The organism is Kitasatospora sp. NPDC048662, from assembly GCF_055587065.1.
This window is the reverse complement of record NZ_JBVJHA010000001.1, coordinates 166,147-191,879: the sequence shown is the minus strand read 5'-3', so window position 1 is coordinate 191,879 and position 25,733 is coordinate 166,147. Positions and strand designations below refer to the sequence as shown.

The following is a 25,733-nucleotide window of genomic DNA, read 5'->3' as shown; positions in this document are numbered from 1 at the left end:
CCCACCGCGTGAACACAGCGGAAGGGAAAGGGCGTACGGGTGGACGGGTGACGGCACTCCCGGTCGGCCGCGCCCCTGATGAGGGGACCGGCGGGGGTCTGGGAGACTGATACGCGATGACGACTGCGAACACCACCGGGACACCCGCACTGACCGAGGGGGTCCGCGCCGAGGCGACGATCGACCTGGCCGCCCTGCGCGACAACCTGGCCACCCTGCGCGCCCGCACCAACGGCCCCGAGCTGATGGCCGTGGTCAAGGCCGACGCCTACGGCCACGGAGCGCTTCAGTGCGCCCGCGAGGCGATCGCCGCCGGCGCCGGCTGGCTCGGCACCGCCACCCCGCAGGAGGCGCTCGCGCTGCGCGCCGCCGGCATCCGCCCCGAGCAGGCCCGCATCCTGTGCTGGCTGTGGACGCCCGGCGGCCCCTGGGAGCAGGCGCTGCGCGAGTCCGTCGACATCTCGATCAGCGGCCAGTGGGCGCTGGACGAACTCCTCGCCGCCGTCCGCGCCACCGGCATCCCGGCCCGGATCCACCTCAAGGCCGACACCGGCCTCGGCCGCAACGGCTGCCAGCCGCACGACTGGGCCGACCTGGTCGACAACGCCGCCAAGGCGCAGGCGGACGGCCTGCTGCGGGTGGCCGGCGTGTGGTCGCACTTCGCCGCCGCCGACGAGCCCGGCCACCCCTCCATCCAGGCCCAGCTGGACTCCTTCGCGCAGGCCCTGGCGTCCGCCGAGCGGGCCGGCCTCGACCCCGAGGTGCGGCACCTGGCGAACTCCCCGGCCACCCTGCTGCTCCCGCAGTCGCACTACGACCTGGTCCGCCCCGGCCTCGCCATGTACGGCCTGTCGCCGGTGCCGGAACTCGGCACGCCCGCCGATTACGGCCTGCGGCCGGTGATGTCGCTGACCGCCCGGCTCGCCCTCGTCAAACGCGTCCCCGGCGGCCACGGCGTCTCCTACGGCCACCACTACGTCACGCCCGGGGCCACCACCCTCGGCCTGATCCCGATCGGCTACGCGGACGGCATCCCGCGGCACGCGAGCAACACCGGGCCGGTGCAGATCGGCTCCGGCCGTTACCGGGTGGCCGGGCGGGTCGCGATGGACCAGTTCGTGGTGGACCTCGGCGGCGACACGCCCGAGGTCGGCGAAGAAGCCCTGCTGTTCGGCGCCGGCGACCGGGGCGAGCCCACCGCGGAGGACTGGGCACAGGCCTGCGGGACGATCGCGTACGAGATCATCACCCGGATCGGGGGGCGGGTGCCCCGGCGGTACGTCGGAGGGGTGCGGTAGTGGCTGTCGCCGGTTGGTTCACCCATGGCTGAGTCGTCCGGGGTCTCCCGCGCCGGCCTGATCGGAATATCGCTCGGGGTGCTGGCCGCCGGGGCCGCCGCCGGGGTCGCGGTGGAGCGGCTGACGGTGGGGCGGGCGATGCGCCGGCGGGCCCGGGAGGAGCTGGACGCGGCGGCGCCGTTCGGCTCGTTGCGGGGGACGCCGAGGCGGGTGCGGGCCGACGACGGCACCGAGCTGTACGTGGAGGTGGACACCGCCGACGGCCCCGGGCCGACCGTGGTGTTCTGCCACGGCTACTGCCTGAACCAGGACAGCTGGCACTTCCAGCGGGCCGCGCTGCGCGGCGCGCTGCGCACGGTGTTCTGGGACCAGCGCAGCCACGGCCGCTCCGAGCGGTCCCGCTCGTACCTGAACGGTGAGCCCGCGTCGATCGACCAGCTCGGCGGCGACCTGCGGGCGGTGCTGGACGCGGTGGTGCCGGACGGGCCGATCGTGCTGGTCGGGCATTCGATGGGCGGCATGACGGTGCTGGCGCTGGCCGCCCAGCACCCCGAACTGTTCGGGCCCGGCGGCCGGGTGGCGGGGGTGGCGCTGATCGGGACGCTGGCGGGCGGCTGGGACTCGGTGACGCTGGGCCTGCCGGCCGCCGGGGCGAGTCTGGTCAAGAAGGTCGCACCCGGGGTGGTGCGGCTGCTGGGCCGGCAGGTCGAGCTGGTGGAAGCGACCCGGCGCTGGGGCGCGGACCTGACGGCGGTGTTCTACCGGCGGTTCTCGTTCGGGGGCAAGGACGTCGACCCGGCGGTGGTGCGGTTCGCCGAACAGCTGCTGGACGCCACCCCGATCGACGTGGTCGCCGAGTTCTACCCGGCGTTCTCGGTGCACGACAAGCGGGCCGCACTGGCCGGGCTGGACGGAGTCCCCACGCTGGTGATGGCCGGTGCGAAGGACCTGATCACCCCGCCCGAGTACTCCGAGGCGATCGCGGCCGCGCTGCCCGGCTCCCGGCTGGTGCTGGTGGAGGACGCCGGCCACCTGGTGATGCTGGAACGTCCCGAGCTGGTGGACGGGGCACTGATCGCCCTGCTGGAGCGGGCCGCCGAGCGGGCCGGCACCGGCCCGTTGCCGGACGCGCTGCGCCAGCCCTGGGGCGAGCGGCCGGAGGGCTGAGCGGGCGTCCGGGCGCGGTGTGGCACCGTAGGGGTGGCCGCAACGATCGAAGAAGGACGCCATGGGTTCGCAGACCACTCTGACCGTCGCCACCTCGGAGCGGATGACCGGCCTCGGCCGGCGGCTCGCCGCCCTGCTGCGCCCGGGCGACCTGGTGCTGCTGTCGGGGGAGCTGGGCGCCGGCAAGACCACCCTGACCCGCGGCCTGGGGGAGGGCCTGGGGGTGCGCGGCGCCGTCACCTCGCCGACCTTCGTGATCGCCCGGGTGCACCCGTCGCTGACCGGCGGCCCCGCGCTGGTGCACGTGGACGCGTACCGGCTGGGCGGCGGCCTGGACGAGATGGAGGACCTCGACCTGGACGTCTCGCTGCCCGAGTCGGTGATCGTCGTCGAGTGGGGCGAGGGCAAGGTCGAGCAGCTCTCCGAGGACCGGCTGGAGGTCCGGATCGAGCGGACCCTGGGCGGTGCGGAGGCGGACGTCGCCGTGGGCCCCTCCTGCCCGGCGGCGGGCAAGGAAGGAGAGGCGGACGGGCGGCGGGTCACCGTGACGGGGCTGGGCGGTCGCTGGGACGACGTGGACCTCACCGTATTGGGTGACAGCTGAGCCGGGTTTCCGACAGCGCGTCGGGAAACTGTTGCGGCCCGGCCGGTGGGCGTGATGGGATGGCGACAGCAGGTTAGGTATACCTGACTAGGGAGGCGCCCCATGGCGAGCACCACCCCAAGGACCGACCGCCGTCCCGAACCGGCCGAGGCGGCACGAGTCAGAGCCGGGCGGCCGCGCACTGAGGCTTCGCGCACCGAGGCGCCGCAGGCGCCCGTGCCGATGTGGGCGCTGCTGGCGTCCTGCCGGGCCGCCGAGGCGGTCTCCACGCCCCCGGAGCGCCACGCCGCGTAGCGCCGCCCCGGGCGGGCGGTCAGGCGACCACGACCACCCGGGTGCCGTTCGGCGCGAAGTCCCACAGCGCCTGGCCGTCGGACCGGGACGCCCGGATGCCGCCGGTCTTGGTCTTCGGGTCCAGTGACGGCGCGGGGGCGTTCTCGTCCACCAGCGCGCTGAAACCGAACACCGTGCCCTGCTGCTGGGTGAACCGCACCACGTGCTCGATCTGCCGGCCGTCGGTGCCGGTGCCCGCCGCGGTGCGGCTGTACACCGTGTACGCGCCCGGGTTCGGCAGCGCGCTGCCCGGCGTCACCTTGAACGTGCCGACCACCTGCTCCGGCTTCTTCGGATCGACCAGCCACACCTGGCGTTCCTTCAGCGAGAACACCACCCGCAGGCCCGCCCCGGAGTCGGCCGGCAGCGGGGGAGGGGCCGGCCGCTCGCTCGGCGAGCTCGCCGAGGGCGCCGCGGCCGGGGCGCTCGCCGAGGCCGGGGCCGCCGCCACCGCCCGGGACGCGGCGCCGTTCGCCTGGAACGCCAGCAGCCCGATCACCGCCATGGCGCCCAGGGTCAGCCCGCCGACCACCACACCAGGACCCAGCTTCGCCACGGTCTGCTCCTCAACGCTCCGTCTCACGTCCGAGGCCCATCGTGCCAGGTCCGCGCTGCCGCTTCGGCCTCTTCCGATCGTGTGTTCCCGGCCGGTGCGGGCACCCTCGCCGGACCCTCTAACCTTGAACGCGTGCTCCTCCTCGCCTTCGACACCGCCACCCCCGCCGTCACGGCCGCCGTCCACGACGGCGAACGCGTGCTCGCCGAGTCCTACGAGGTCGACGCCCGCCGGCACGGCGAACTGCTGCTGCCCACCATCGACGCCGTGCTGCGCACCGCGGGCGTGGACAAGCGGCAGCTCACCGACCTCGCGGTCGGCGTCGGCCCGGGCCCGTACACCGGCCTGCGGGTCGGCCTGGTGACCGCCGCCGCGCTCGGTGACGCGCTCGGCCTGCCGGTGCACGGCGTCTGCACCCTCGACGCGATCGCCCACCAGGCCCGCACCGAGGGCCTGGCCGGGGCGTTCACGGTGGCCACCGACGCGCGCCGCAAGGAGGTCTACTGGGCCTGCTACGACGCGTCCGGCGCCCGGATCTCCGGGCCCGCGGTGGACCGCCCGGCGGAGATCGAGCCCGGCGGGCGGACGGTCGGCGCGGGCGCGCTGCTGTACGGCCTGCCGGCGGCGAGCGGCCCCGAGCACGTGTCGGCCGGCGCGCTGGCCGACTTCGCGGTCCGCGAGCTGGCGGCCGGCCGTGAGCTGCTGCCGAACGCCCCGCTGTACCTGCGGCGCCCGGACGCGCAGGTGCCGGCCGGCTACAAGGCGGTGCTTCCGGCGTGACGCACACGGGAGTCTCCGTCCGTGGCTAGGTTCTCGCTGCGTCCCATGCGCTGGTGGGACATCGAGCCCGTCATGGCCCTGGAGCACCTGCTGTTCCCCGAGGACGCCTGGTCGCGCGGGATGTACTGGTCCGAGCTGGCCGAGGCCCACCCGGGCGGCAGCCGGCACTACGTGGTGGCGGTGGACGAGGACGACGCGGTGGTCGGCTACGCCGGGCTGATGGCGGTCGGGGCGGACGGCGACGTGCAGACCATCGCGGTGGAGGCCGGGCACCAGGGGGCGGGCCTCGGGGCGATGCTGCTGACCGAGCTGATCGAGGAGTCGGTCCGGCGCGGCTGTGCCGAGCTGCTGCTGGAGGTGCGGGTGGACAACCTGCGCGCGCAGCGGCTGTACGAGCGGTTCGGGTTCGAGCCGGTCGGCATCCGGCGGGGCTACTACCAGCCCGCCAACGTGGACGCACTGGTGATGCGTCTGGACCACCTGGCAAGCGATGCAAGCGATCTGAAGGATCATCACAATGGCTGACGAACCGCTCGTCCTCGGAATCGAGACCTCCTGCGACGAGACCGGCGTCGGCATCGTCCGCGGCACCACGCTGCTCGCCGACGCGGTCGCGTCCTCGGTGAACGACCACGCCCGGTTCGGCGGCGTCGTCCCGGAGATCGCCAGCCGGGCGCACCTGGAGGCGATGGTCCCCACCATCCAGCGCGCGCTGGACACCGCCGGCGTCAAGGCGAGCGACCTGGACGGCATCGCCGTCACCGCCGGGCCCGGCCTGGCCGGCGCGCTGCTGGTCGGCGTGAGCGCCGCCAAGGCGTACGCGTGGGCGCTGGACAAGCCGCTGTACGGGGTGAACCACCTGGCCTCGCACATCTGCGTCGACCAGCTGGAGCACGGCCGGCTGCCCGAGCCGACCATGGCGCTGCTGGTCTCCGGCGGGCACTCCTCGCTGCTGCTCAGCGGCGACATCACCTCCGACGTGCGGCCGCTCGGCGCGACCATCGACGACGCGGCCGGCGAGGCGTTCGACAAGGTGGCCCGGGTGCTCGGCCTGGGCTTCCCGGGCGGGCCGGTGGTGGACCGGATGGCCCGCGAGGGCGACGGGAAGGCGATCGCCTTCCCGCGCGGCCTGAACAACGCCGGCGACCCGGCCTACGACTTCTCCTTCTCCGGCCTGAAGACCGCCGTGGCGCGCTGGGTGGAGGCCAAGCGGCGGGCCGGCGAGCCGGTGCCGGTGGCGGACGTCGCCGCGTCCTTCCAGGAGGCCGTCACCGACGTGCTCACCCGCAAGGCGATCCGGGCCTGCAAGGACAACGACGTCGACCACCTGATGATCGGCGGCGGCGTGGCCGCGAACTCCCGGCTGCGCGAGATGGCGCAGCAGCGCTGCGACCGGGCGGGCATCGTGCTGCGGGTGCCGCGACCGGGCCTGTGCACCGACAACGGCGCGATGGTGGCCGCGCTCGGCGCCGAGATGGTCTGGCGCGACCGCACTCCCTCGGCCTTCGACCTGTCGGCGGACTCCTCGCTGCCGGTCACCGAGACGCACGTCCCGCACACCGACTTCCACGCGCACGCCCACGAGGCGCTGAAGTGACCCTGGCGGCGATGTGGGAGGCCCGCGCGGCCGACGGGCGGGGGAGCGAACTGCACGCCTGGGCGCGGGAGTTCGCCCTGCCCGCGGTGCGCGGGGCAGCCGGCCTGGAGCGGGTCGAACTGTTCACCGCGCCCGGCGACCGGGTGCTGATGATCGCCCTGTGGACGGGCGAGCCGCAGCCCGTCCCGGAGCCCCCGGCCGGGCTGCTCTCCCGCCCCGTGCACCGGTGGACCTTCACCCGGACGGACGTCGGGTAGGCAACCGCGGAGCCGGTAGCGTTCGTCCAGAACAGACACGCCTGTAGAGCGGAAAGCGGGGGACACGGTGAAGAACAGGGCCCGGATCGGGTACGGGGTGGGCGCGCTCGCCGTGCTGCTGGCGGCCAGTGGGTGCGGCAGCTCCGCGCCCGCCGCCAAGTCCGCCGCCCCCGTGCAGTCCGCCGCCGCGTCCTCGGGCGGCTCGTCCGCCCCCGCGTCGGCGCCCGCGCAGGACACCGCCGGGGACGCCGCGTGGGCGAAGTGGGGCCTCAAGCCGATGGCCAAGGCGCCCGCGCCGCCCGCCGACAAGCCGATCAAGCTGACCAGGACCGGGACGGTGCCGGTGTTCAGCGAAGTCCCCACCCAGGACAAGGTCGTCTTCATCACCATCGACGACGGGGCCGAGAAGGACCCCAAGTTCGTCCAGATGCTGACCGAGCTGAAGGTGCCGATCACGATGTTCCTGACCAAGGACATCGTCAAGAACGACTACGCCTACTTCAAGCCGCTGCAGGCACTCGGCAACACCATTCAGAACCACACCGTCGACCACCCGGTGATGAGCAAGATCCCGGCCGCCAAGCAGAAGTCCGAGATCTGCGACGACCAGACCGCCCTCACCGAGCAGTACGGCACCGCCCCCTACCTGTTCCGCCCGCCGTTCGGCGACGGCGCCCACACCCCCACCCTGAACACCTCGGTGCAGGAGTGCGGGCCGCGCGCGATCGTGCTGTGGCGCGAATCCATGCAGATCCACGACATGCAGTACCAGTCCGCCGACAAGAAGCTGAAGAACGGCGACATCGTCCTCGCCCACTTCCGCGGCCCGTCCGAGCTCAAGGGCGAGAGCATGACCTCGATGTTCGGTGAGATGCTCGCCCGCATCCAGGAACAGGGCTTCGCGGTCGCCCGCCTCGACGACTACATCGCCAAGCCCACCGGCTGACCCAGCATCATCACCGGGCCGGCCCCGGTACGGGCGATGATCACCGTCACCGTGTTCGGCCCGGACGGCTTCAACTGCCGCCGCAGCTCCTCCGGCACCACCGAGGCCCCCCGCTTCTTGATCACCACGGTGCCGATCCGGCGCTCCTTCACCAGCGCCTTCAACTTCTTGACGTTGTACGGCAGTACGTCCGTCAGCTCATAGGCGTGCGCGTACGGGGTCGGGTGCAGCTCGTCCGAGGTGACGTACGCGATCATCGGGTCGAGCAGCCGGCCGTTCGTCAGCCGCACCACCTCGGCGACCATCCGGCCCCGGATCACCGCGCCGTCCGGCTCGTACAGGTACCGGCCGACCTCGCCCACCGGCGGGTCCGGCAGCGCGCCGCCCGTCAGCGAGTGCGGGCCCGGCAGCACCGTCGCCCGGTACGGTTCGGCGGCCGCGGTGCCGAACCACAGCACCGCCTCCTTCACCTCACCCCGGTCCGACACCCACTCCGCCTCGGCGCCCTCCGGCACCAGCTCGTGCGGGATCCCCGGGGCCACCTTCAACGCGCCGAACGGGGTGCGCCGGGCCGCCTCAACCGCCCAGGACAGCGGCGGCGAATACGCCTCCGGATCGAACACCCGCCCGCGCGAGGTGCGCCGCGCCGGGTCGGTGAACACCGCGTCGAAGCCGTCCGTGTCGATGTCCACGACGTCCGCGCAGCGCACCTCCACCAGCTCCGCCACGCCCAGCGCCGCCGCGTTCGCCCGCGCCACCTCGCAGGTCAGCTCGTCCCGGTCCACCGCCAGCACCACGATCCCGGCCCGGGCCAGCGCGACCGCGTCGCCGCCGATCCCGCAGCACAGGTCGGCCAGCCGCTTCACCCCGAGCGCCGCGAACCGCCCCGCCCGCCACTCGGCCACACTGCGCCGGGTCGCCTGCTCCACCCCGTTCTGGGTGAAGTACATCGACCACGCGTCCGCCCCGAACTTCGCCTCCGCCCGCTGCCGCAACCGCGCCTGCTCGAACGCGGCCCGCACCAGCTCCGCCGAGTACTCCCGCCGCAGCCGGGTCGCCAGCGCCAGCTCCTGGTCCGCCCTGAACTCCCGCAACTCCGCCAGCAGCGCCTGCCCCTGCTCGGTCAGCAGCGCCCGGAACGACTCGATCTCCACGGCTCCATTGTCCTCGCCCCGCCCACCGGCCGATCACCCGCAGCACGCGCGCCACCAGCGCCGGCGGCACCGGCTCACCCGCCGGCCACCAAGAAGACGATCGCGGCCAGCGCCGGCCCCGCCATCACCAGCGCGACGGGCGTGATCCGGTACCCGCGCCGCAAGGTCACCACCAGCCCCGTCAACGGCACCGCCACCGCCAACGCCATCACCAGCACGCACAACGCCACCGCCCCGCCCGCGCCACCCCCGCGCTCCGACGCCGCGGCCAGGGCGAACACCATCAGCACGAACGCGTACGGCACGGCGCACAGCAGCGGCACCTCCAGCGCCGTCAACCAGAGCGCATGCAACACATCCCGCCGTACGGACGGTCGAGTCTTCGTCATGCGCCCAGCCTGGCGCGGGAGCCGGCGCCGCCGCCTGAGTGCCCGCACTCAATCCGGGCCGGGCATCCACCCGGGTCGCGGCGAAACCCGACACGGCGTCATTGGCACTCTGGTTGACTGAGTGCTAACGGCGTCCTAAGGTCGTTCCTGGCACTCCCCCCAGGGGGAGTGCTAACGCGAAGATGCGTGCCTGACCCCCGCGACGGCAGTTGCGCACCCTCGCCCACCTACCTGTTAGACAACCCCGTAATCTCCGAAGGGGAGCTCGGACGTGACCACCAGCAGCAAGGTTGCCATCAAGCCGCTCGAGGACCGCATCGTGGTCCAGCCGCTCGACGCCGAGACCACCACCGCCTCCGGCCTGGTGATCCCGGACACCGCCAAGGAGAAGCCCCAGGAGGGCGTCGTCCTGGCTGTCGGCCCGGGCCGCTTCGAGGACGGCCAGCGTCTGCCGCTCGACGTCGCCGTCGGTGACATCGTCCTGTACTCGAAGTACGGCGGCACCGAGGTGAAGTACCAGGGCGAGGAGTACCTCGTCCTCTCGGCTCGCGACGTTCTCGCCATCATCGAGAAGTAAGACGTCCCCAGCCCGCCCCGGATCCGTGTCAGCACTGACAGGGGCCCGGGGCGCGGTTGTTGCTCCACGTACGCAGACCACACCCTGAGGAAACGGGATCATGGCGAAGACCCTGCAGTTCAACGAGGACGCCCGCCGCTCGCTGGAGCGCGGCGTCAACAAGCTGGCCGACACCGTCAAGGTGACCATCGGCCCCAAGGGCCGCAACGTCGTCATCGACAAGAAGTTCGGCGCCCCCACCATCACCAACGACGGTGTGACCATCGCCCGCGAGGTCGAGCTCGACGACCCGTACGAGAACCTCGGCGCGCAGCTGGTCAAGGAGGTCGCCACCAAGACCAACGACGTCGCGGGTGACGGCACCACCACCGCCACCGTGCTGGCCCAGGCCCTGGTCAACGAGGGTCTGCGCAACGTCGCCGCCGGTGCCGGCCCGGCCGCCCTGAAGAAGGGCATCGACAAGGCCGTCGCCGCCGTCTCCGAGCACCTGCTGTCGGTCGCCCGCGAGATCGAGGGCAAGGACGACATCGCCGCCGTCGCCTCCCTCTCCGCCCAGGACACCCAGGTCGGCGAGCTGATCGCCGAGGCGATCGACAAGGTCGGCAAGGACGGTGTGATCACCGTCGAGGAGTCCAACACCTTCGGCGTCGAGCTCGAGTTCACCGAGGGCATGCAGTTCGACAAGGGCTACCTGTCGCCGTACTTCGTCACCGACGCGGAGCGCCAGGAAGCCGTCCTGGAAGACCCGTACATCCTGATCAACCAGGGCAAGATCTCCTCCATCCAGGAGCTCCTGCCGCTGCTGGAGAAGGTCCTGCAGGCCGGCGGCTCCCGCCCGCTGCTGATCATCGCCGAGGACGTCGACGGCGAGGCCCTGTCCACCCTGGTGGTCAACAAGATCCGCGGCACCTTCAACGCGGTCGCGGTCAAGGCCCCCGGCTTCGGTGACCGCCGCAAGGCCATCCTCGGCGACATCGCCACCCTGACCGGCGGCCAGGTCATCTCCGAGGAGGTCGGCCTCAAGCTCGACCAGGTCGGCCTGGACGTGCTGGGCTCCGCCCGCCGCATCACCGTCACCAAGGACGAGACCATCGTCGTCGACGGCGCCGGCGCCTCCGACGCGGTCGCCGGCCGGGTCGCCCAGATCAAGGCCGAGATCGCCAACACCGACTCCGACTGGGACCGCGAGAAGCTCCAGGAGCGCCTGGCCAAGCTGGCCGGCGGCGTCTGCGTGATCAAGGTCGGCGCGGCCACCGAGGTCGAGCTCAAGGAGCGCAAGCACCGCCTGGAGGACGCCATCTCCGCGACCCGCGCCGCGGTCGAGGAGGGCATCGTCGCCGGTGGTGGCGCCTCGCTGGTGCACGCCGCGAAGGTCCTGGCGGACGGCCTCGGCCTGTCCGGTGACGAAGCGACCGGTGTCGCCGTCGTCCGCCGCGCCCTGGTCGAGCCGCTGCGCTGGATCGCCCAGAACGCCGGCCTGGAGGGCTACGTCATCACCTCCAAGGTCTCCGAGCTGGAGCCGGGCCAGGGCTACAACGCCGCCACCGGCGAGTACGGCGACCTGGTCAAGGCCGGCGTCATCGACCCGGTCAAGGTCACCCGCTCCGCCCTGGAGAACGCCGCCTCCATCGCCTCCCTGCTGCTCACCACCGAGACCCTCGTGGTGGAGAAGAAGGAAGAGGAAGAGGCCGCGGGCCACGGCCACTCGCACGGCGGGCACGGCCACAGCCACTGAAGCGCTCGGCCGCTGAGCACTAGCTACTGAAGGGGCGCGAGGAACTGCGCGACCGGCCATGCACTCCCGTAGTGCGAGGCTCGGACCGCCAGGACCTCGCGCCCTTTCGCGTGGGCAGGCGAGCGCACGAACAGGGGCGCGGGGAACTGCGCGACAAGCGGCAGGCCACGTCCGCAAGGTCGCGAGCACGTGCAAGTCATTGCCCTGCGTCGCGATCTTGCGGCTGGGGCCTTCCGCTTCGCGCAGTTCCCCGCGCCCCTGGTGGTGCTCTCCCTGTCTTCGCACCCTCCCCTAAGGTTGATGGCGTGATTGAAGCCCGCCATCTCCGTGTTCTGCATGCCGTCGCCCGGACCGGGTCCTTCTCTGCTGCGGCGCGGGAGCTGGGGTGCACGCAGCCCGCGGTGAGTCAGCAGATGAAGGCGCTGGAGAAGGCGGTGGACACCCCGCTGGTGGTGCGGTCGGGGCGGGAGATGCAGCTGAGTGAGGCCGGGCGGGTGCTGCTGAAGCATGCGAACGGGATCCTCGCGGGGCTGTCCGCCGCGGAGGAGGAGGTCGCGGCGATCGCCGGGCTGCGGGCGGGCCGGGTGCGGCTGGTCTCGTTCCCGACGGCGAGTTCGACGCTGGTGCCGCGGTCGGTGGCGCAGGTGCGGTCGGCGCACCCGGGGGTGCGGGTCTCGCTGGTGGAGGCGGAGCCGCCGCAGGCGCTGGCGATGCTGCGCGGCGGGGAGTGCGAGGTGGCGCTGGCGTTCCGGTACCCGGACTCGCAGGGCGGCCTGAGCCTGCCGTCCCCGCACGCGACGCTGCGCGAGGCCCGTGCGGAGGCGACGCTGGAGGCGGCGGCGACGGCCGCGGCGAACGACTGGTCGGAGCTGGTGGTGCGGCCGCTGCTGGACGATCCGCTGGTGGGCCTGGTGCCGGCCGGGCATCCGCTGGCGGGCCGGGGCGAGGGCGAGCCGGTGGATCTGGCGGAGCTGGCGCAGGAGCAGTGGATCGCGGGTTGTCCGCAGTGCCGGGGCCACCTGGTGGAGCTGTGCACGGACGCGGGCTTCGCTCCGGCGATCGAGTTCGCCACCGACGACTATCCGGCGGTGGTGGGCCTGGTGGGCGCGGGTCTGGGAGTGGCGGTGCTGCCGGGGCTGGCGCTGGAGTCGGTGCGGCACCCGGGTGTGGTGCCGGTGCCGGTTCGGGTGGCGTCGGGTGAGCCCGCGCGGCGCGAGGTGGTGGCGCTGACCCTGCCGGACCTCGCGGGGGTTCCGGCGGTGGAGTTGATGCTGGACCAGCTCGCGGCGGCGGCTGCGGCCCGCTGAGGCGTTCGCGGACGGTCCGGGAAGGGACGCGGCGCCGGCCTTGGGGCGGGGCGCCGCAGCGATACGAAGAAACGTTTCTCCGGCTACGCGGAGAGCCGGTTCGGCGGCAGGGAGTGCACGCGGCCGCTCACCGGGTGCTCAGTGGCGGACGGTCTGCGGCATGGCCAGCGGGACCTGGACCAGCCGGTTGCGGGAGCGGCCGAGCAGCTCCTCGCGCTCGTCCTCCGTCATGCCGCCCCAGACCCCGTAGGGCTCGCGGACGGCCAGGGCGTGGGCCGCGCACTGGGCGCGTACCGGGCAGCGCATGCAGACCTCCTTGGCGCTCGCCTCACGGGAGGTCCGGGCCGCGCCGCGTTCGCCCTCGGGGTGGAAGAACAGCGAGCTGTCGACGCCGCGGCAGGCGGCGGAGAGCTGCCAGTCCCAGAGGTCTGCGTTGGGGCCGGGGAGGCGGGAGAAATCGGCCATGGCTCATTCCCTTCGAGGGCGCGGGACCTGGCGGCTCGGGCGGGGTTGCTCCGGCGAGGCTGCGCGGGACCGATACGGACACCTGGAAATATGACTTACACCCAACTACACGGACAAGTCACCCACAGACCGACACAACAGTCAATGACCTAACGGAAGCTATAAAAACGGACAAACGGTGCAATAGGTTTTAAGTCGCACCCTTCCCCGATCGGATGTCCGACCGGGCGCGGGCCGCGGCCGGAAGGCGCGCGCGGCGCGGGCACCGCGCGCGAGCTGCACAAAAGTGCGGCGTGTGCACCGCGAGGTGGCTCTTGTGTGATGGGTTGGCCACGTACAGTGGTGGAGATGGACCTGAAGCCGTAACTCATTCGAGTGACGGTCGTTGGATGTACGGAGGCGGTCAGCAGGCGCGGGACATCGGGATCGGTCGCGGAGCGAGGCGATCGGAACGGGGTCCGTCCCAGCGGCCGTGTCGGAGAGGTTCGTACCAGCCAGGAGGCTCAACGTGACGCGGATCAGCTGCGGAGGACGGTCATGACATCCGTACTCGTCTGCGACGATTCCCCGCTCGCCCGGGAGGCGCTGCGCCGTGCGGTGGCGACCGTGCCCGGCGTGGACCGGGTGACCACTGCGACGAACGGTGAGGAGGTCCTCCGCCGCTGGGTGGCCGACCGTTCCGATCTCGTTCTGATGGACGTTCGGATGCCCGGACTCGGCGGGGTGGAGACGGTCCGCCGCCTGCTCTCGGCCGACCCGGGTGCCCGGATCATCATGCTCACCGTGGCCGAGGACCTGGACGGTGTGGCCCTCGCGGTCGCTGCCGGGGCCCGCGGCTACCTGCACAAGGACGCCTCGCGCGCCGAGCTGCGGGCCACCGTCACCCAGGCGCTGGCCGACCCGACCTGGCGCCTGGCGCCGCGTCGGCTGCGCAGCCCGGACATGGGCGCCGCACCGACCTTGACGGCCCGTGAGATCCAGGTGCTGGAAGGGATGAGCCACGGCCGCAGCAACGCGGAGATCGGCCGCGAGCTGTTCCTGTCCGAGGACACCGTGAAGACGCACGCCAGGCGGCTGTTCAAGAAGCTCGGCGCCTCGGACCGCGCGCACGCGGTGGCGCTGGGCTTCCGCTGGGGCCTGGTTCGCTGAGCGGGTGCGGCGACAACTGCGCTCGCTCGGACGTGTGACGTTGTGGTCCCGAGGCTGCACCATGGAGTAGTGGAGCACCTCGGGGACCAGCGGACAGGCAGGGGAGGCGGCACGGTGCACCCGGCGACGCATAACGTTCCGATGCACAAGTCCGGACGCGGTGCCGCGTTTTCCGGTCCGACCAGGCACCATGGACCGATGCATGACGACGAGGAGGCCGCCGGGACCGATCCGGCGCAGCTCGCCCCCGAGGGTGCGGCTGCCGGTCCGTCGTCGGCACCGGAGGGCCGGTCGGCGGGATCCGACGGTGTGTCGGGTACGGGTGGCCGTCCGCAGACGGCGGGGGTGACGTCGCCCGAGGAGGCCGAGTTGGTCGCGGCCGCGGTGCGCGGGGACGGCCCGGCGATCGAGGCACTGCTGGGCTACGTGCTGCCGCTGGCGCTGCGCTACTGCCGGGGCCGGCTGCTTCGGCTGCCCGGTGGGGCCCGGCATCATGTGGACGACGTGGCGCAGGAGGTGTGCGTCGCGGTGCTGTGCGCGCTGCCCCGCTACCGGGACACCGGCCGCCCGTTCGAGGCCTTCGTGTACGGGATCGCCGCGCACAAGATCGCCGATCTGCAGCGGGCCGCGATGCGCGGGCCCGGTTCGACGGTGATCCCGCCGGACGACCTGCCGGAGACGCCGGACGACTCGCTCGGCCCGGAGGAGCGGGCGCTGCTGTCCAGCGACGCCGCGTGGATCAAGGAGCTGCTGTCCAACCTGCCGGCCCGGCAGCGCGAGCTGGTGCTGCTGCGGGTGGCGGACGGGCTGTCGGCGGAGGAGACCGGCGAGGTGCTCGGCATGTCGCCGGGCGCGGTGCGGGTGGCTCAGCACCGGGCGCTGTCGCGGCTGCGGGCGCTGGCCGAGGAGTCCGGCTAGCCGGTTCGTCCGGGGGAATCCGGGGGGGGGAAGAAGCGTGGGGGCGCGCGCGTTGTCAAGAGGGCGCGACGACACACCCTGCGGCACCAGTACCATGGGGTATCGGCGCCTGGTCGGGTCGCCAAAGTTTCTCCGGTGTGCGCGGTCCTCGGTTGGAGGACCGTCCGAACGCCGGGCGTCCTTGGCGGCCGATAAGACCCCGGGCGCCCGTGCGCAGAACGACGGCCCGCCACGGAAGGTTCCCCATGTCTTACAACGCCGCCGGCGTACCCGAGAAGTTCGCGATGCTCGGACTCACGTACGACGACGTCCTGCTGCTGCCCGGGGCCTCCGAGGTGCTGCCCAACCAGGTCGACACCTCCTCGCGGATCTCCCGGAACGTGCGGGTCAACATCCCGCTGCTGTCGGCGGCGATGGACAAGGTCACCGAGTCCCGGATGGCGATCGCGATGGCCCGGCAGGGCGGCGTCGGCGTCCTGCACCGCAACCTGTCGATCGAGGACCAGGTCAACCAGGTCGACCTGGTGAAGCGCTCCGAGTCCGGCATGGTGACCGACCCGATCACCGTCGGCCCCGAGGCCACGCTGGCCGAGGCCGACGCGCTGTGTGCCCGGTTCCGGATCTCCGGCGTCCCGGTCGCCAGCCCGGACGGCAAGCTGCTGGGCATCGTCACCAACCGTGACATGGCCTTCGAGACCGACCGCAGCCGCAAGGTCGCCGAGATCATGACGCCGATGCCGCTGATCACCGGCAAGGTCGGCATCTCCGGCGAGGACGCGATCGCGCTGCTGCGTCGCCACAAGATCGAGAAGCTGCCGCTGGTCGACGACGAGGGCCGGATCAAGGGCCTGATCACCGTCAAGGACTTCGTCAAGGCGGAGCAGTACCCGAACGCCGCGAAGGACGCCGAGGGCCGGCTGCTGGTCGGTGCCGCGGTCGGCGCGTCCGCGGAGGCGTTCGACCGGGCCCAGGCGCTGGTCGGCGCGGGCGTGGACTTCCTGGTGGTGGACACCTCGCACGGGCACTCGCACAACGCGCTGGCCTGGATCTCGAAGATCAAGTCCGCCGTGTCGGTCGACGTGGTCGGCGGCAACGTCGCCACCCGGGACGGCGCGCAGGCGCTGATCGACGCGGGCGTGGACGGCGTGAAGGTCGGCGTCGGCCCCGGCTCGATCTGCACCACCCGCGTGGTCGCCGGCGTCGGCGTGCCGCAGGTCACCGCGATCTACGAGGCCGCGCAGGCCTGCCAGGCGGCGGGCGTCCCGATCATCGGCGACGGCGGCCTGCAGTACTCCGGTGACATCGGCAAGGCGCTGTGCGCCGGCGCCGACACCGTGATGCTGGGCTCGCTGCTGGCCGGCTGCGAGGAGTCGCCGGGCGAGCTGCTGTTCATCAACGGCAAGCAGTTCAAGTCCTACCGCGGCATGGGCTCGCTGGGCGCGATGCAGACCCGCGGCCAGGCGAAGTCCTTCTCCAAGGACCGTTACTTCCAGGCCGAGGTCTCCTCGGACGAGAAGCTGATCGCCGAGGGCATCGAGGGTCAGGTGCCCTACCGCGGCCCGCTGTCCGCGGTGCTGTTCCAGCTGATCGGCGGCCTGCGGCAGACCATGGGCTACGTCGGTGCCGGGTCGGTCGAGGAGATGCAGACCAAGGGCCGGTTCGTCCGGATCACCTCGGCGGGCCTCAAGGAGAGCCACCCGCACGACATCCAGATGACCGTCGAGGCGCCGAACTACACCTCCCGGTAAGGGTTCCGGCAGATCCGCCCGAGTCGCAGGTGACTGCGGCTCGGGCGGATCTTGCTGTCCGGGGGCACCTCCCGGCCCGCGTGCGCGCCCCTGTCGGGGCGCGGAGGGGCGGTACGGGATACTTGAGGGGCGGCCGGGGTGACCCGGTCGGGAGATGGAAAGCAGCAGAAGGGCTCGAAGTGACTGAGATCGAGATCGGGCGAGGCAAGCGCGGCCGCCGGGCGTACTCCTTCGACGACATCGCCGTCGTCCCCAGCCGCCGTACGCGTGACCCGAAGGAGGTCTCGATCGCTTGGCAGATCGACGCCTACCGGTTCGAACTGCCGTTCCTGGCGGCGCCGATGGACAGCGTGGTGTCGCCGCAGCAGGCCATCGCGATCGGTCAGCTGGGCGGCCTGGGCGTGCTGAACCTGGAAGGCCTGTGGACGCGGTACGAGGACCCGCGGCCGCTGCTGGAGGAGATCGCGTCGATCGCCGACGAGGCGGACGCGACCCGGCGCCTGCAGGAGGTGTACTCCGCGCCGATCAAGGCCGAGCTGATCAAGGAGCGGATCAAGGAGGTCCGTGACTCGGGTGTGGTCACCGCCGCGGCGCTCTCGCCGCAGCGCACCGCCGAGTTCTCCAAGGCCGTGGTGGACGCCGGCGTCGACGTGTTCGTGATCCGTGGCACCACCGTCTCCGCCGAGCACGTGTCGGGCGCGGCCGAGCCGCTGAACCTGAAGCAGTTCATCTACGAGCTGGACGTCCCGGTGATCGTCGGCGGCTGCGCCACCTACACCGCCGCGCTGCACCTGATGCGCACCGGCGCGGCCGGCGTGCTGGTCGGCTTCGGCGGCGGCGCCGCGCACACCACCCGCAACGTGCTGGGCATCCAGGTGCCGATGGCGACCGCGGTGGCCGACGTCGCGGCGGCCCGTCGCGACTACATGGACGAGTCCGGTGGCCGCTACGTGCACGTGATCGCGGACGGCGGCGTCGGCTACAGCGGCGACATCCCGAAGGCCGTCGCCTGCGGCGCGGACGCGGTGATGATCGGTGCCGCGCTGGCCCGCGCCACCGACGCGCCCGGCCAGGGCTACCACTGGGGCATGGAGGCCGTCCACGAGGAGCTGCCGCGCGGCAAGCGGGTGCACCTGGGCACCGTCGGCTCCACCGAGCAGATCCTGACCGGCCCGTCGCACACCCCCGACGGCACCATGAACCTGTTCGGTGCGCTGCGCCGGGCGATGGCCACCACCGGCTACACCGAGCTCAAGGAGTTCCAGCGGGTCGAGGTCACGGTCAACTCCGCCCGCTGACCCCGATCATCGAAAAGGGCCCCTGCCGTACCGGCGGGGGCCCTTTCCGATGGTCCGTCAGGACTCGCCGAGCTTCTTGGCGGCGCTGGCGCCGAAGAACGCGCCGAGGCCCAGGAACAGCACCGACAGGAGGTCGAAGTCGGCCTTCCAGCCCTCGAACAGCAGGTCGAAGTGCTCGGTGAAGAGCGGGACGACGTCGGCGCCGAGCTTCTCATGGACCATCAGCGCGAGACCGAACAGCTCGCCGAAGAACACGCCGAGCAGGGTGATCACCGCGGCGACCGGCGGCAGCGCCCGGTGCGCGCCGCCGACCTTGCCGACCGCGAAGCCGACCGCGGCACCGATGCCGATCGCCATGACGGAGAGCTCGCGCTCCAGGGCCTTGACGATGAAGCCATAGAGCAGGGCGGCGGCCAGTGCCGCACCGATGCCGGCCAGGACCGCCAGCGGCACGTTCTTGACCACCGGGACCTTCGGCGCCACCGGCGGGGCGACGGTGCCGCCGCCCCACTCCTGCGTGCCGGGCGCGGGCGGGGGGAGCGGCGCGCCGGGCGGGGTCTGCGGCTGGCCGGCGTACGGGTTGGGCGTGGCCGGGGTCTGCGGCTGGCCGGCGTACGGGTTGGGCGCGGGCGGGGTCTGCGGCGGGCCGGCGTAGGGGTTGTTCGGGTCGGGCGTGGTCATGTCGGTGTCCCCCGAAGTGATGATGTGAAGAGCGCGCAGAGGTTAGCAGGGCATAAGGACGGTTGGACAGCGGTATTGCGCGGGGGTCCGAACCGGTCGTTCGCGGGCGGGAGCGATCGTTTTCGGTCGGTGGGGTGGTGCGGAAGGGACACCGGGGGCGCACGGGGCGCGGGCCTGGTGGGGGTGGGTGGTCGGGAAGGGCGGAGACAGGGGATGATGGTGCCCCGGCGTGCGGCCGCCGCCCGCGGTGGTCCGACAAGCCGTCAGGTCCCGGCCGGGCGCCCGGCGAGGGCCGCAACACCATGGGGAGAGCGCACCGATGACGCAGCCGCAGGAACCGACCGGCCGACTGCTGGCGGACCGCTACCGGCTCGGCGAGGTGCTCGGCCGCGGTGGCATGGGCACCGTGTGGCGGGCCGAGGACGAGATGCTCGGCCGGATCGTCGCGGTGAAGGAGCTCCGGATGACCGGGGCCGTCGACGAGGCCGAGAAGCACCGGCTGATCGTCCGCACCCTGCGCGAGGCCAAGGCCACCGCCCGGATCCGGCACACCGCCGCCGTCACCGTCTTCGACGTGGTCGAGGAGGACGGGCGGCCGTGGATCGTGATGGAACTCGTCGACGGCCGCTCGCTGGCCGACGTGGTCCGCGAGGACGGCACGCTGACGCCGGAGCGGGCCGCCCGGATCGGGCTGGACCTGCTCGGGGTGCTCGGCGCCGCGCACAGCCAGGGCGTGCTGCACCGTGACGTGAAGCCGTCCAACGTACTGATCGGCGAGGACGGGCGGACCGTGCTCACCGACTTCGGCATCGCCAGCGTCGAGGGTGACACCTCGATCACCTCCACCGGCATGCTGGTCGGCGCGCCTTCCTACATCGCGCCCGAGCGGGCCCGCGGGCAGCGGCCCGGCCCGCCGTCCGACCTGTGGTCGCTCGGCGGCACCCTGTACGCGATGGTCGAGGGCGTCCCGCCGTACGACCGGGGCTCCGCGCTGGCCACGCTGACCGCCGTGATGACCGAGGAACTGCCGCCGCCCCCGCACGCCGGGCCGCTGCTGCCGGTCATCGAGGGGCTGCTGGAGAAGGACCCCGCGAAGCGGATGGACGCGGACACCGCCCGCGAGCTGATGGAGCGGATCGTCGCCGGGAAGGCGCTGCCCGCGCCGAAGCCCGTCGCCGCCGCGAAGCCGGCCGAGCCCGTCGCCGCCGAGACCGCGACCAGGGCACTGCCCGCCGACCCCGCCGCCGGCGCGGACACCGCGGTGGTGGCGCGCGGCGGCGGGTCCCGTCGGCGCACGCTGCTGACCGTCGCCGCGGTGGCCGCCGTGCTGGCGCTGGTCGCCGCGCTGGTGGTGCTGTGGCCCACCGAGAAGGGCGGCGGGGCGAGCGCCGAGGACGGCGGCGGGAGCACTCCGGTGGCGGCCGGGCAGCCGTCCGCGAGTGCTTCGCCGTCGGCGAGTCCGAGCGCGAGCCCGAGCTCAAGTGCGTCGGCGGAGTCGAGCGAGTCGCCCGGGCCGGCGCTGACGCCCGGTCAGGTGCCGGACGGGTACCGGGTGTACAAGGACCCGTCCGGTTTCAGCATCACGCTGCCGGAGTGGATGGCCGACAAGGGTGCGGACTACCGCTCCACCAGCCGGCAGTTCGAGGGCAACGGGCTGCGGCTGGTGGTCGACTGGCAGTCGCCCGCCGGGGACAGCGCGCTCAAGGACTGGCAGGCGTCCGACCAGTCCGCCAGGATGAAGGACTACCGCCGGATCCGGGTCGAGTCGGTCGCCTACCGGGGCTGGAGCAACGCCGCCGACTGGGAGTGGACGTACACCGGCAAGACCGGCACCCTGCTGCACTCGCTGAACCGCGGCTTCGTCACCGGCAACGGCAAGTACGGCTACGCGATCTACTGGACCATGCCGGAGTCCGTGTGGTCCGCGCCGGACGGCTCGCTGGCCCGGCGGATCTCCTTCGAGAGCTTCCAGCCCGCGCCATGACCGGACAGGGCGTCTGGGGCGTTCGGGCGCAAGGGAGTTGAAAGACCGCACCGGGAGGTGGCGGGCGCGGCCGGGGGCCGTAGGCTGGCGGCACTACGGCGTGAGGAACAGGCATGCGAACGGCCCCGGGGCAGGTGGTGGCCGGGCGGTACCGGGTGACGGACCGTCCGGACGATGAGGTCGGCGTGCCCGCGGTGGACGGGCCCAGCGGCGCCCGGGTGCGGCTGTTCGCCCTGGAACTGCCCGCGCCGGCGGTGCTCGGCGGTGCCGCGCCCGCTTACGGACCGCAGCTGACCGCCCGGGTGGCGCAGGTCGCGGCCGCCGCGCCCACCCATCCGCGGCTGCTGCGCGGACTCGCCGCCGGGCCCGAGGGCGAACTGCTGTGGGTCGCCGAGGAGTCGGTGGCCGGCGTGCCGCTGGAGCGGCTGATGGGCGACGGGCCGCTGTCGCCGTACCGGGTCGCGGAGATCGGCGCCGACCTGGCCGGGGCGCTGCGGGCCGTGCACGGCACCGGGCTCACCCACGGCAACGTCACCGCCCGCACCGTGCTGATCTGCGAGGACGGCGCGGCGATGCTCGGCGGCCTGCTGCTGGGCGCCGCCGAGGAGGAACTGTGCGCGGCGCTCGGCGGCGAGGTGCCGCGCCGGGTGTACGAGACGCGCGCGCTCATGCTCGGACCGCTCGCCGAGCGCTGGGCGATCGACGCGGGCGCACCCGCCGACACCTGGGCGCTCGGTGTGCTGCTGTACCGCCTGCTCACCGGCCACGGCCCGTACCCCGAGCACGACCTGCCGACCCTGCTGGCCGCCGTCCGCGACGGACGCCACCACCCTGCCGAAGGGTGTGGCCCGCTGCGGTCGCTGGTGGAGCGGCTGCTGCGCCCGGACGCCGCGGCCCGGCCCGACGCGGCCGCCGTCCAGCGGGAGTTGCGCGAGCTGCTGGTGTTCGCGCCCGAGCCGTACCTGGACGGCCCGCCCGCCCCGCCGCTGCCGGCGCCCCGCACCGAAACCGCGCCGCCGGCGGCCCGGCGGCCGCGCGGCGCCCGCCCGGGGAAGCGGCCGCCGACGGCCCGTCAGAGCGCCGCCCCCGCCGGGCGTCCGCCGCGGATACCCGCGCGACTGCTCGGTCCGCTGGTGGTGGTGGCGGTGCTGGTGCTGATGGTCGCGGCGCTCGCCGGGATCGTTCTGGTCGCAGGCTGAAAGCGGTCGGTCACCGTGCGATTCGCAGGCCGGGGTGTGATTCCCGCGCGGCCCCTCGCAGCCTAGGCTTGCCTTCGAACCGTCGGTGCGAGCAGGCACACGAGGTGCCACGACCTCGTCCGACCGGCGGTGGGGGGTCAGAAGGGGGGGACGGTCATGGGCGCACAGGACCAGTCGACCGGCCGTCTGCTGGCCGGGCGGTACGCGCTCGGCGAGCGCCTGGGGCGGGGCGGGATGGGGACCGTCTGGCGGGCCAGGGACGAAATGCTGGACCGGGAGATAGCCGTCAAGGAATTGACGGTCAGCCACCTCTCGGAGGAGGACCTGGAGATACTCCAGTCCCGGATGAAGCGCGAGGCCCGGGCCGCCGCCCGGATCAAGCACCCGGGCGTCATCACCATCCACGACGTGCTCGAACAGGACGGGCGGCCGTGGATCGTGATGGAACTCGTCGACGGCCGCGCGCTGTCCGAAGTGATCAGCCAGGACGGCACCCTGACCCCGCGTGAGGCCGCCGAGGTCGGCCTCCAGGTGCTCGCCGCCCTGCACCGCGGCCACCAGCTCGGGGTGCTGCACCGGGACGTCAAACCCGCCAACGTACTGATCGAACACGGCACCGGACGGGTCGTGCTGACCGACTTCGGCATCGCCAAGTTCGAGGGCGCGATGGAGATCACCCGCCCCGGCGACCTGGTCGGCTCGCCCGACTACCTGGCCCCCGAGCGGGCCCAGGGTCAGCGGCCCGGGCCGGCCTCCGACCTGTGGGCACTCGGCGCGACGCTGTTCCACGCCGTCGAGGGCCAGTCGCCGTTCCGCCGCGACAGCCCGCTCGGCACCCTCGCCGCGGTCGTCGACGAGCCGCTGCCGGAGTCCCGGCGGGCGGCCGGACTCGGGCCGGTGCTGGCCGCGCTGATGGCCAAGGACCCGGCGGAGCGGCCCGGCGCCGACGAGGCCGCGAAGATGCTCCGCGAGGTCGCCGCCGGACACACCGTCAGCATCCGCGTGCCGGCGCAGGCCGGCGAGGAACGGCAGCCCACCCAGGCGGTGCCGCTGGCGGACCGGGTCGAGCCGGCCGAGACGCCTGCCGTGGCGGAGCCGGAGAAGCCCGGGCGGGTGCCGGCGCAGGGAGGGCCGACGGAGACCGTGGCTCCGGCGGCGGCCCCGGCTGCGGCGGCCCGGGGCGGCCGGAAGCGACGGGTGCTCGCGGTGCTGGTCGCCGTTCTGGTGCTGGCCGCGGCCGGAGGTGGCGGGTACTACTACCTGGACCACCGGCACCGGGGTCCGGTCGGCGAGGTGTCGCCCTCCGGCGCCGACCCCGCGCTGTCGCCGCCTCCCACCGGCTACAGGTGGCAGGAGGACCCGGCCGGGTTCCGCTTCCTGCTGCCCACCGACGGTCAGTGGGTGCGCAGCGAGGAGGGCACCCAGATCTACTACTCGCCCGACGGCCGTGACCACTACCTGCAGTTCGCGGTGACGGTCGGTCAGCCGCTGTCGCCGCAGGAGCACCTGCTGCAGTTGGAGGCCTCGCTCAGCAAGAGCCAGAAGGACTTCCAGACCAGCAGCCTGGCCTCCGTGCGGATCAACGACCAGGAAGGCGCGGTGTGGGAGTTCAGCTTCACCTCGCCGAGCGGTGTCCGCCGGCACGCGAAGGAGGCGGAGTTCCGGCGCAGTGACGGGACGTCGTACTCGGTGTACGTGTCGGGGCCGGAGAAGGACTGGACGCAGAGCCTGCGGCGCTTCACGACGGTGCTCAACATGTTCACGCCGACGAAGTGAGACGGTGGCGAGGTCGCGGCCACGTGCGAGTCGCTGCTCGTGGCGCGATCTCGCGGAGGGGGATCTCCCGCTTCGCGCGGTTCCCCGCGTCCCCGGGGGCGCATCTCCCGGGGCGCGGCTCGCTCTCGAATGACTGTTACTGGCGGGTACACAAGTGGGCGTCGAGCGCCTAGGCTGCCCGCATGACGGAGAGCACGAGCCAGGGCCGGCGCAATCCTGCGGCCAAGGGTGCGGGGCGGACGGTTGCTTCTGCGGTGCCGGCGGCGCTGGTGGCGCGGCTGGCGAAGGGGGTCACCGCGTCCGGGGAGGGCGTCGCGCAGACCCTCGCGCCGTTGACCGGGGAGGTGCTGGCGGCGCTGCCGGTGTCGGGGACGGCGGATGTGGACCGGGCGTTCCGGGAGGCCCGGCGGGCGCAGCCCGGGTGGGCGGCGCTGTCGGTGCGGCACCGGGCGGGTGTGCTGCTGCGGTTCCACGATCTGTTGTTGCGGCGGCAGGACGAGGTGCTGGACCTCATTCAGGCGGAGACCGGCAAGGCCCGGCTGCACGCCTTCGAGGAGGTCATGGCGGTCGCGTCGGCGGCCCGGCACTACGGGCGGACGGCGTCCTCGTACCTGAAGGACCGCCGTCGTGGCGGTGCGGTGCCGGGGCTGACCAGTGCCGTGGAGGCGCGTCGGCCCAAGGGTGTGGTCGGGCAGATCTCGCCGTGGAACTACCCGCTGGAGCTGTCCGTCGGCGACGCGCTGCCGGCGCTGGTCGCGGGCAACGCGGTGGTGAACAAGCCGGACACCCAGACCGCGCTGACCGCGCTGTGGGCGCGGGAGCTGTTCGTCGAGGCGGGGCTGCCGCCGCAGGTGTGGCAGATCGTGCTGGGCGACGGCCCGGTGGTGGGGCCTGAGGTGGTGGAGCGCGCCGACTACGTGGCGTTCACCGGCTCCACCCGGACCGGCCGGGACGTGGCCCGGCGGGCCGCCGAGCGGCTGGTCGGCGCCTCGCTGGAGCTGGGCGGCAAGAACGCCATGCTGGTGCTGTCCGACGCCGACCTGGACAAGGCGGCGGCGGGCGCGGTGCGGGCCTGCTTCTCCTCCGCCGGGCAGCTGTGCATCTCGATCGAGCGGCTGTACGTGCACCGGTCGGTGGCGGACGCGTTCCTGGCGAAGTTCGCCGAGAAGACCTCGGCGCTGCGCCTGGGCGGCGGCCTGGCGTACGGCGCGGACATGGGCTCGCTGGTGTCGGGCCGTCAGCTGGAGACGGTGACCCGGCACGTCGAGGAGGCGGTGAAGGCCGGGGCGACGGTGGTGGCCGGTGGGCAGGCCAGGCCGGACCTGGGGCCGCTGTTCTTCGAGCCGACCATCCTGGACGGCGTCACCCCCGAGATGGCGGTGTGCGCGGAGGAGACCTTCGGGCCGGTGGTGTCGGTCTACCGCTTCGACACCGAGGACGAGGCGGTCGCCGCCGCCAACGCCACCCCGTACGGCCTGAACTCCAGCGTGTGGACCAGGGACACCGGCCGGGGCCGCAAGGTCGCGGCCCGGCTGCGCACCGGCACCGTCAACGTGAACGAGGCGTACGCCGCCGCGTACGGGTCGGTGGCGTCGCCGATGGGCGGCATGGGTGATTCGGGGCTCGGCCGGCGGCACGGCGCGGAAGGCATCCTGCGCTACACCGAGGCGCAGACCATCGCCGTGCAGCGGCTGCTGCCGATCGGCCCGTCGATGGGCATGGACGACCGGAAGTTCGCCGAGTTCTTCACCACCGGCCTGAAGGTCATGAAGGCGTTCCGCCTGAAGTAGCAGGGCAGTTGCCGTCGCTTGCCGA

Annotated in this window: 25 protein-coding genes; 20 read left to right on the top strand and 5 right to left on the bottom strand. The window is 73.1% G+C overall.

Annotated features, from left to right (window positions below; genetic code table 11):
* Positions 1-116: 116 nt before the first annotated feature.
* The 4 genes from alr (at position 117) to ACZ6R9_RS00805 (ending at position 3,363) form a co-directional block, all read left to right on the top strand.
* Entirely contained in the window at positions 117-1,298 is a 1,182-nt protein-coding gene (gene alr, locus ACZ6R9_RS00820) for an alanine racemase (RefSeq protein WP_465535639.1), read from the top strand.
* A gap of 24 nt (positions 1,299-1,322) precedes the next feature.
* On the top strand, positions 1,323-2,465 hold the full coding sequence (locus ACZ6R9_RS00815; RefSeq protein WP_465535637.1) for an alpha/beta fold hydrolase: 1,143 nt from the start codon (positions 1,323-1,325) through the stop codon (positions 2,463-2,465).
* A 61-nt stretch (positions 2,466-2,526) separates the two neighbouring features.
* Entirely contained in the window at positions 2,527-3,069 is a 543-nt protein-coding gene (gene tsaE / locus ACZ6R9_RS00810; protein WP_380486698.1) for a tRNA (adenosine(37)-N6)-threonylcarbamoyltransferase complex ATPase subunit type 1 TsaE, read from the top strand.
* Positions 3,070-3,171: 102 nt separating this feature from the next.
* Positions 3,172-3,363, top strand: coding sequence for a hypothetical protein (locus ACZ6R9_RS00805; protein WP_465535635.1), 192 nt, complete (start codon positions 3,172-3,174; stop codon positions 3,361-3,363).
* A gap of 19 nt (positions 3,364-3,382) precedes the next feature.
* Here the strand turns inward: ACZ6R9_RS00805 and ACZ6R9_RS00800 are convergent, their stop codons facing one another.
* The gene (locus ACZ6R9_RS00800; RefSeq protein ID WP_380486693.1) at positions 3,383-3,958 is read right to left on the bottom strand and encodes a L,D-transpeptidase; all 576 of its coding nucleotides are present in this window, start codon (positions 3,956-3,958) and stop codon (positions 3,383-3,385) included.
* A gap of 132 nt (positions 3,959-4,090) precedes the next feature.
* Here ACZ6R9_RS00800 and tsaB point away from each other — a divergent pair, with 132 nt between their 5' ends.
* The 5 genes from tsaB to ACZ6R9_RS00775 all read left to right on the top strand — a co-directional run bounded on the left by tsaB (position 4,091) and on the right by ACZ6R9_RS00775 (position 7,538).
* A complete protein-coding gene (gene tsaB / locus ACZ6R9_RS00795) occupies positions 4,091-4,738 on the top strand; it encodes a tRNA (adenosine(37)-N6)-threonylcarbamoyltransferase complex dimerization subunit type 1 TsaB (protein ID WP_380486692.1) in 648 nt (215 codons plus the stop codon).
* 21 nt (positions 4,739-4,759) lie between these two features.
* Positions 4,760-5,263: a ribosomal protein S18-alanine N-acetyltransferase gene (gene rimI / locus ACZ6R9_RS00790; RefSeq protein ID WP_380486690.1), complete on the top strand. Its 504-nt coding sequence runs from the start codon at positions 4,760-4,762 to the stop codon at positions 5,261-5,263.
* Positions 5,256-6,335: a tRNA (adenosine(37)-N6)-threonylcarbamoyltransferase complex transferase subunit TsaD gene (gene tsaD / locus ACZ6R9_RS00785; protein ID WP_380486688.1), complete on the top strand. Its 1,080-nt coding sequence runs from the start codon at positions 5,256-5,258 to the stop codon at positions 6,333-6,335. The genes rimI and tsaD overlap by 8 nt, the downstream gene beginning before the upstream one ends.
* A gap of 11 nt (positions 6,336-6,346) precedes the next feature.
* On the top strand, positions 6,347-6,592 hold the full coding sequence (locus ACZ6R9_RS00780) for a hypothetical protein (protein ID WP_380486686.1): 246 nt from the start codon (positions 6,347-6,349) through the stop codon (positions 6,590-6,592).
* Between the two features lie 67 nt (positions 6,593-6,659).
* Complete coding sequence (locus ACZ6R9_RS00775) at positions 6,660-7,538, top strand: polysaccharide deacetylase family protein (RefSeq protein ID WP_465535631.1); 879 nt, start codon at positions 6,660-6,662, stop codon at positions 7,536-7,538.
* Here the strand turns inward: ACZ6R9_RS00775 and ACZ6R9_RS00770 are convergent.
* Both ACZ6R9_RS00770 and ACZ6R9_RS00765 read right to left on the bottom strand, forming a co-directional pair.
* On the bottom strand, positions 7,514-8,692 hold the full coding sequence (locus ACZ6R9_RS00770; RefSeq protein ID WP_465535629.1) for a class I SAM-dependent methyltransferase: 1,179 nt from the start codon (positions 8,690-8,692) through the stop codon (positions 7,514-7,516). The genes ACZ6R9_RS00775 and ACZ6R9_RS00770 overlap by 25 nt on opposite strands.
* Before the next feature lie 74 nt (positions 8,693-8,766).
* Positions 8,767-9,081: a hypothetical protein gene (locus ACZ6R9_RS00765; protein ID WP_465535627.1), complete on the bottom strand. Its 315-nt coding sequence runs from the start codon at positions 9,079-9,081 to the stop codon at positions 8,767-8,769.
* 271 nt (positions 9,082-9,352) lie between these two features.
* Between ACZ6R9_RS00765 and groES the strand changes: the two genes are divergently transcribed.
* The 3 genes from groES (at position 9,353) to ACZ6R9_RS00750 (ending at position 12,700) form a co-directional block, all read left to right on the top strand.
* Positions 9,353-9,658, top strand: coding sequence for a co-chaperone GroES (gene groES, locus ACZ6R9_RS00760; protein ID WP_014136232.1), 306 nt, complete (start codon positions 9,353-9,355; stop codon positions 9,656-9,658).
* A 100-nt stretch (positions 9,659-9,758) separates the two neighbouring features.
* Positions 9,759-11,393: a chaperonin GroEL gene (gene groL / locus ACZ6R9_RS00755; RefSeq protein WP_465535625.1), complete on the top strand. Its 1,635-nt coding sequence runs from the start codon at positions 9,759-9,761 to the stop codon at positions 11,391-11,393.
* A gap of 305 nt (positions 11,394-11,698) precedes the next feature.
* A complete protein-coding gene (locus ACZ6R9_RS00750; protein WP_380486675.1) occupies positions 11,699-12,700 on the top strand; it encodes a LysR family transcriptional regulator in 1,002 nt (333 codons plus the stop codon).
* Positions 12,701-12,838: 138 nt separating this feature from the next.
* Here ACZ6R9_RS00750 and ACZ6R9_RS00745 read toward each other — a convergent pair whose 3' ends face one another.
* Positions 12,839-13,165 carry a WhiB family transcriptional regulator gene (locus tag ACZ6R9_RS00745; RefSeq protein WP_100587200.1) on the bottom strand — a complete coding sequence of 109 codons (327 nt, stop codon included), beginning with the start codon at positions 13,163-13,165 and terminating at the stop codon, positions 12,839-12,841.
* Positions 13,166-13,702: 537 nt separating this feature from the next.
* Here ACZ6R9_RS00745 and ACZ6R9_RS00740 point away from each other — a divergent pair.
* The 4 genes from ACZ6R9_RS00740 to ACZ6R9_RS00725 all read left to right on the top strand — a co-directional run bounded on the left by ACZ6R9_RS00740 (position 13,703) and on the right by ACZ6R9_RS00725 (position 18,278).
* Positions 13,703-14,314, top strand: coding sequence for a response regulator transcription factor (locus tag ACZ6R9_RS00740; protein ID WP_014136228.1), 612 nt, complete (start codon positions 13,703-13,705; stop codon positions 14,312-14,314).
* Between the two features lie 198 nt (positions 14,315-14,512).
* On the top strand, positions 14,513-15,232 hold the full coding sequence (shbA, locus tag ACZ6R9_RS00735; RefSeq protein WP_465535622.1) for an RNA polymerase sigma factor ShbA: 720 nt from the start codon (positions 14,513-14,515) through the stop codon (positions 15,230-15,232).
* Positions 15,233-15,477: 245 nt separating this feature from the next.
* Positions 15,478-16,980, top strand: coding sequence for an IMP dehydrogenase (guaB, locus tag ACZ6R9_RS00730; RefSeq protein ID WP_380486671.1), 1,503 nt, complete (start codon positions 15,478-15,480; stop codon positions 16,978-16,980).
* Positions 16,981-17,159: 179 nt separating this feature from the next.
* Positions 17,160-18,278, top strand: coding sequence for a GuaB3 family IMP dehydrogenase-related protein (locus ACZ6R9_RS00725; RefSeq protein WP_380486669.1), 1,119 nt, complete (start codon positions 17,160-17,162; stop codon positions 18,276-18,278).
* 57 nt (positions 18,279-18,335) lie between these two features.
* On the opposite strand, the gene ACZ6R9_RS00720 is transcribed toward ACZ6R9_RS00725, so the two are convergent.
* Positions 18,336-18,959: a hypothetical protein gene (locus ACZ6R9_RS00720; protein WP_380486667.1), complete on the bottom strand. Its 624-nt coding sequence runs from the start codon at positions 18,957-18,959 to the stop codon at positions 18,336-18,338.
* A gap of 319 nt (positions 18,960-19,278) precedes the next feature.
* On the opposite strand from ACZ6R9_RS00720, the gene ACZ6R9_RS00715 reads away from it, so the two are divergent.
* The 4 genes from ACZ6R9_RS00715 to ACZ6R9_RS00700 all read left to right on the top strand — a co-directional run bounded on the left by ACZ6R9_RS00715 (position 19,279) and on the right by ACZ6R9_RS00700 (position 25,708).
* On the top strand, positions 19,279-20,943 hold the full coding sequence (locus tag ACZ6R9_RS00715; protein ID WP_465535618.1) for a serine/threonine-protein kinase: 1,665 nt from the start codon (positions 19,279-19,281) through the stop codon (positions 20,941-20,943).
* A gap of 113 nt (positions 20,944-21,056) precedes the next feature.
* Positions 21,057-22,142 carry a protein kinase gene (locus tag ACZ6R9_RS00710; RefSeq protein WP_380486663.1) on the top strand — a complete coding sequence of 362 codons (1,086 nt, stop codon included), beginning with the start codon at positions 21,057-21,059 and terminating at the stop codon, positions 22,140-22,142.
* Positions 22,143-22,298: 156 nt separating this feature from the next.
* Positions 22,299-23,918 carry a serine/threonine-protein kinase gene (locus ACZ6R9_RS00705; RefSeq protein WP_380486661.1) on the top strand — a complete coding sequence of 540 codons (1,620 nt, stop codon included), beginning with the start codon at positions 22,299-22,301 and terminating at the stop codon, positions 23,916-23,918.
* A 182-nt stretch (positions 23,919-24,100) separates the two neighbouring features.
* On the top strand, positions 24,101-25,708 hold the full coding sequence (locus tag ACZ6R9_RS00700; RefSeq protein WP_380486658.1) for a succinic semialdehyde dehydrogenase: 1,608 nt from the start codon (positions 24,101-24,103) through the stop codon (positions 25,706-25,708).
* Positions 25,709-25,733: the final 25 nt, after the last annotated feature.

Bases quoted from the DNA above. Each gene is read 5' to 3' on its own strand.
- ACZ6R9_RS00780 (WP_380486686.1), top strand. From the start codon at position 6,347: ATGTGGGAGGCCCGCGCGGCCGACGGGCGGGGGAGCGAACTGCACGCC.
- guaB (WP_380486671.1), top strand. From the start codon at position 15,478: ATGTCTTACAACGCCGCCGGCGTACCCGAGAAGTTCGCGATGCTCGGA.
- ACZ6R9_RS00805 (WP_465535635.1), top strand. From the start codon at position 3,172: ATGGCGAGCACCACCCCAAGGACCGACCGCCGTCCCGAACCGGCCGAG.
- ACZ6R9_RS00705 (WP_380486661.1), top strand. From the start codon at position 22,299: ATGGGCGCACAGGACCAGTCGACCGGCCGTCTGCTGGCCGGGCGGTAC.
- ACZ6R9_RS00710 (WP_380486663.1), top strand. From the start codon at position 21,057: ATGCGAACGGCCCCGGGGCAGGTGGTGGCCGGGCGGTACCGGGTGACG.
- groL (WP_465535625.1), top strand. From the start codon at position 9,759: ATGGCGAAGACCCTGCAGTTCAACGAGGACGCCCGCCGCTCGCTGGAG.
- tsaE (WP_380486698.1), top strand. From the start codon at position 2,527: ATGGGTTCGCAGACCACTCTGACCGTCGCCACCTCGGAGCGGATGACC.
- ACZ6R9_RS00715 (WP_465535618.1), top strand. From the start codon at position 19,279: ATGACGCAGCCGCAGGAACCGACCGGCCGACTGCTGGCGGACCGCTAC.
- alr (WP_465535639.1), top strand. From the start codon at position 117: ATGACGACTGCGAACACCACCGGGACACCCGCACTGACCGAGGGGGTC.
- ACZ6R9_RS00815 (WP_465535637.1), top strand. From the start codon at position 1,323: ATGGCTGAGTCGTCCGGGGTCTCCCGCGCCGGCCTGATCGGAATATCG.
- ACZ6R9_RS00745 (WP_100587200.1), bottom strand. From the start codon at position 13,165: ATGGCCGATTTCTCCCGCCTCCCCGGCCCCAACGCAGACCTCTGGGAC.
- ACZ6R9_RS00720 (WP_380486667.1), bottom strand. From the start codon at position 18,959: ATGACCACGCCCGACCCGAACAACCCCTACGCCGGCCCGCCGCAGACC.
- tsaD (WP_380486688.1), top strand. From the start codon at position 5,256: ATGGCTGACGAACCGCTCGTCCTCGGAATCGAGACCTCCTGCGACGAG.
- ACZ6R9_RS00765 (WP_465535627.1), bottom strand. From the start codon at position 9,081: ATGACGAAGACTCGACCGTCCGTACGGCGGGATGTGTTGCATGCGCTC.
- ACZ6R9_RS00700 (WP_380486658.1), top strand. From the start codon at position 24,101: ATGACGGAGAGCACGAGCCAGGGCCGGCGCAATCCTGCGGCCAAGGGT.
- shbA (WP_465535622.1), top strand. From the start codon at position 14,513: ATGCATGACGACGAGGAGGCCGCCGGGACCGATCCGGCGCAGCTCGCC.
- ACZ6R9_RS00740 (WP_014136228.1), top strand. From the start codon at position 13,703: ATGACATCCGTACTCGTCTGCGACGATTCCCCGCTCGCCCGGGAGGCG.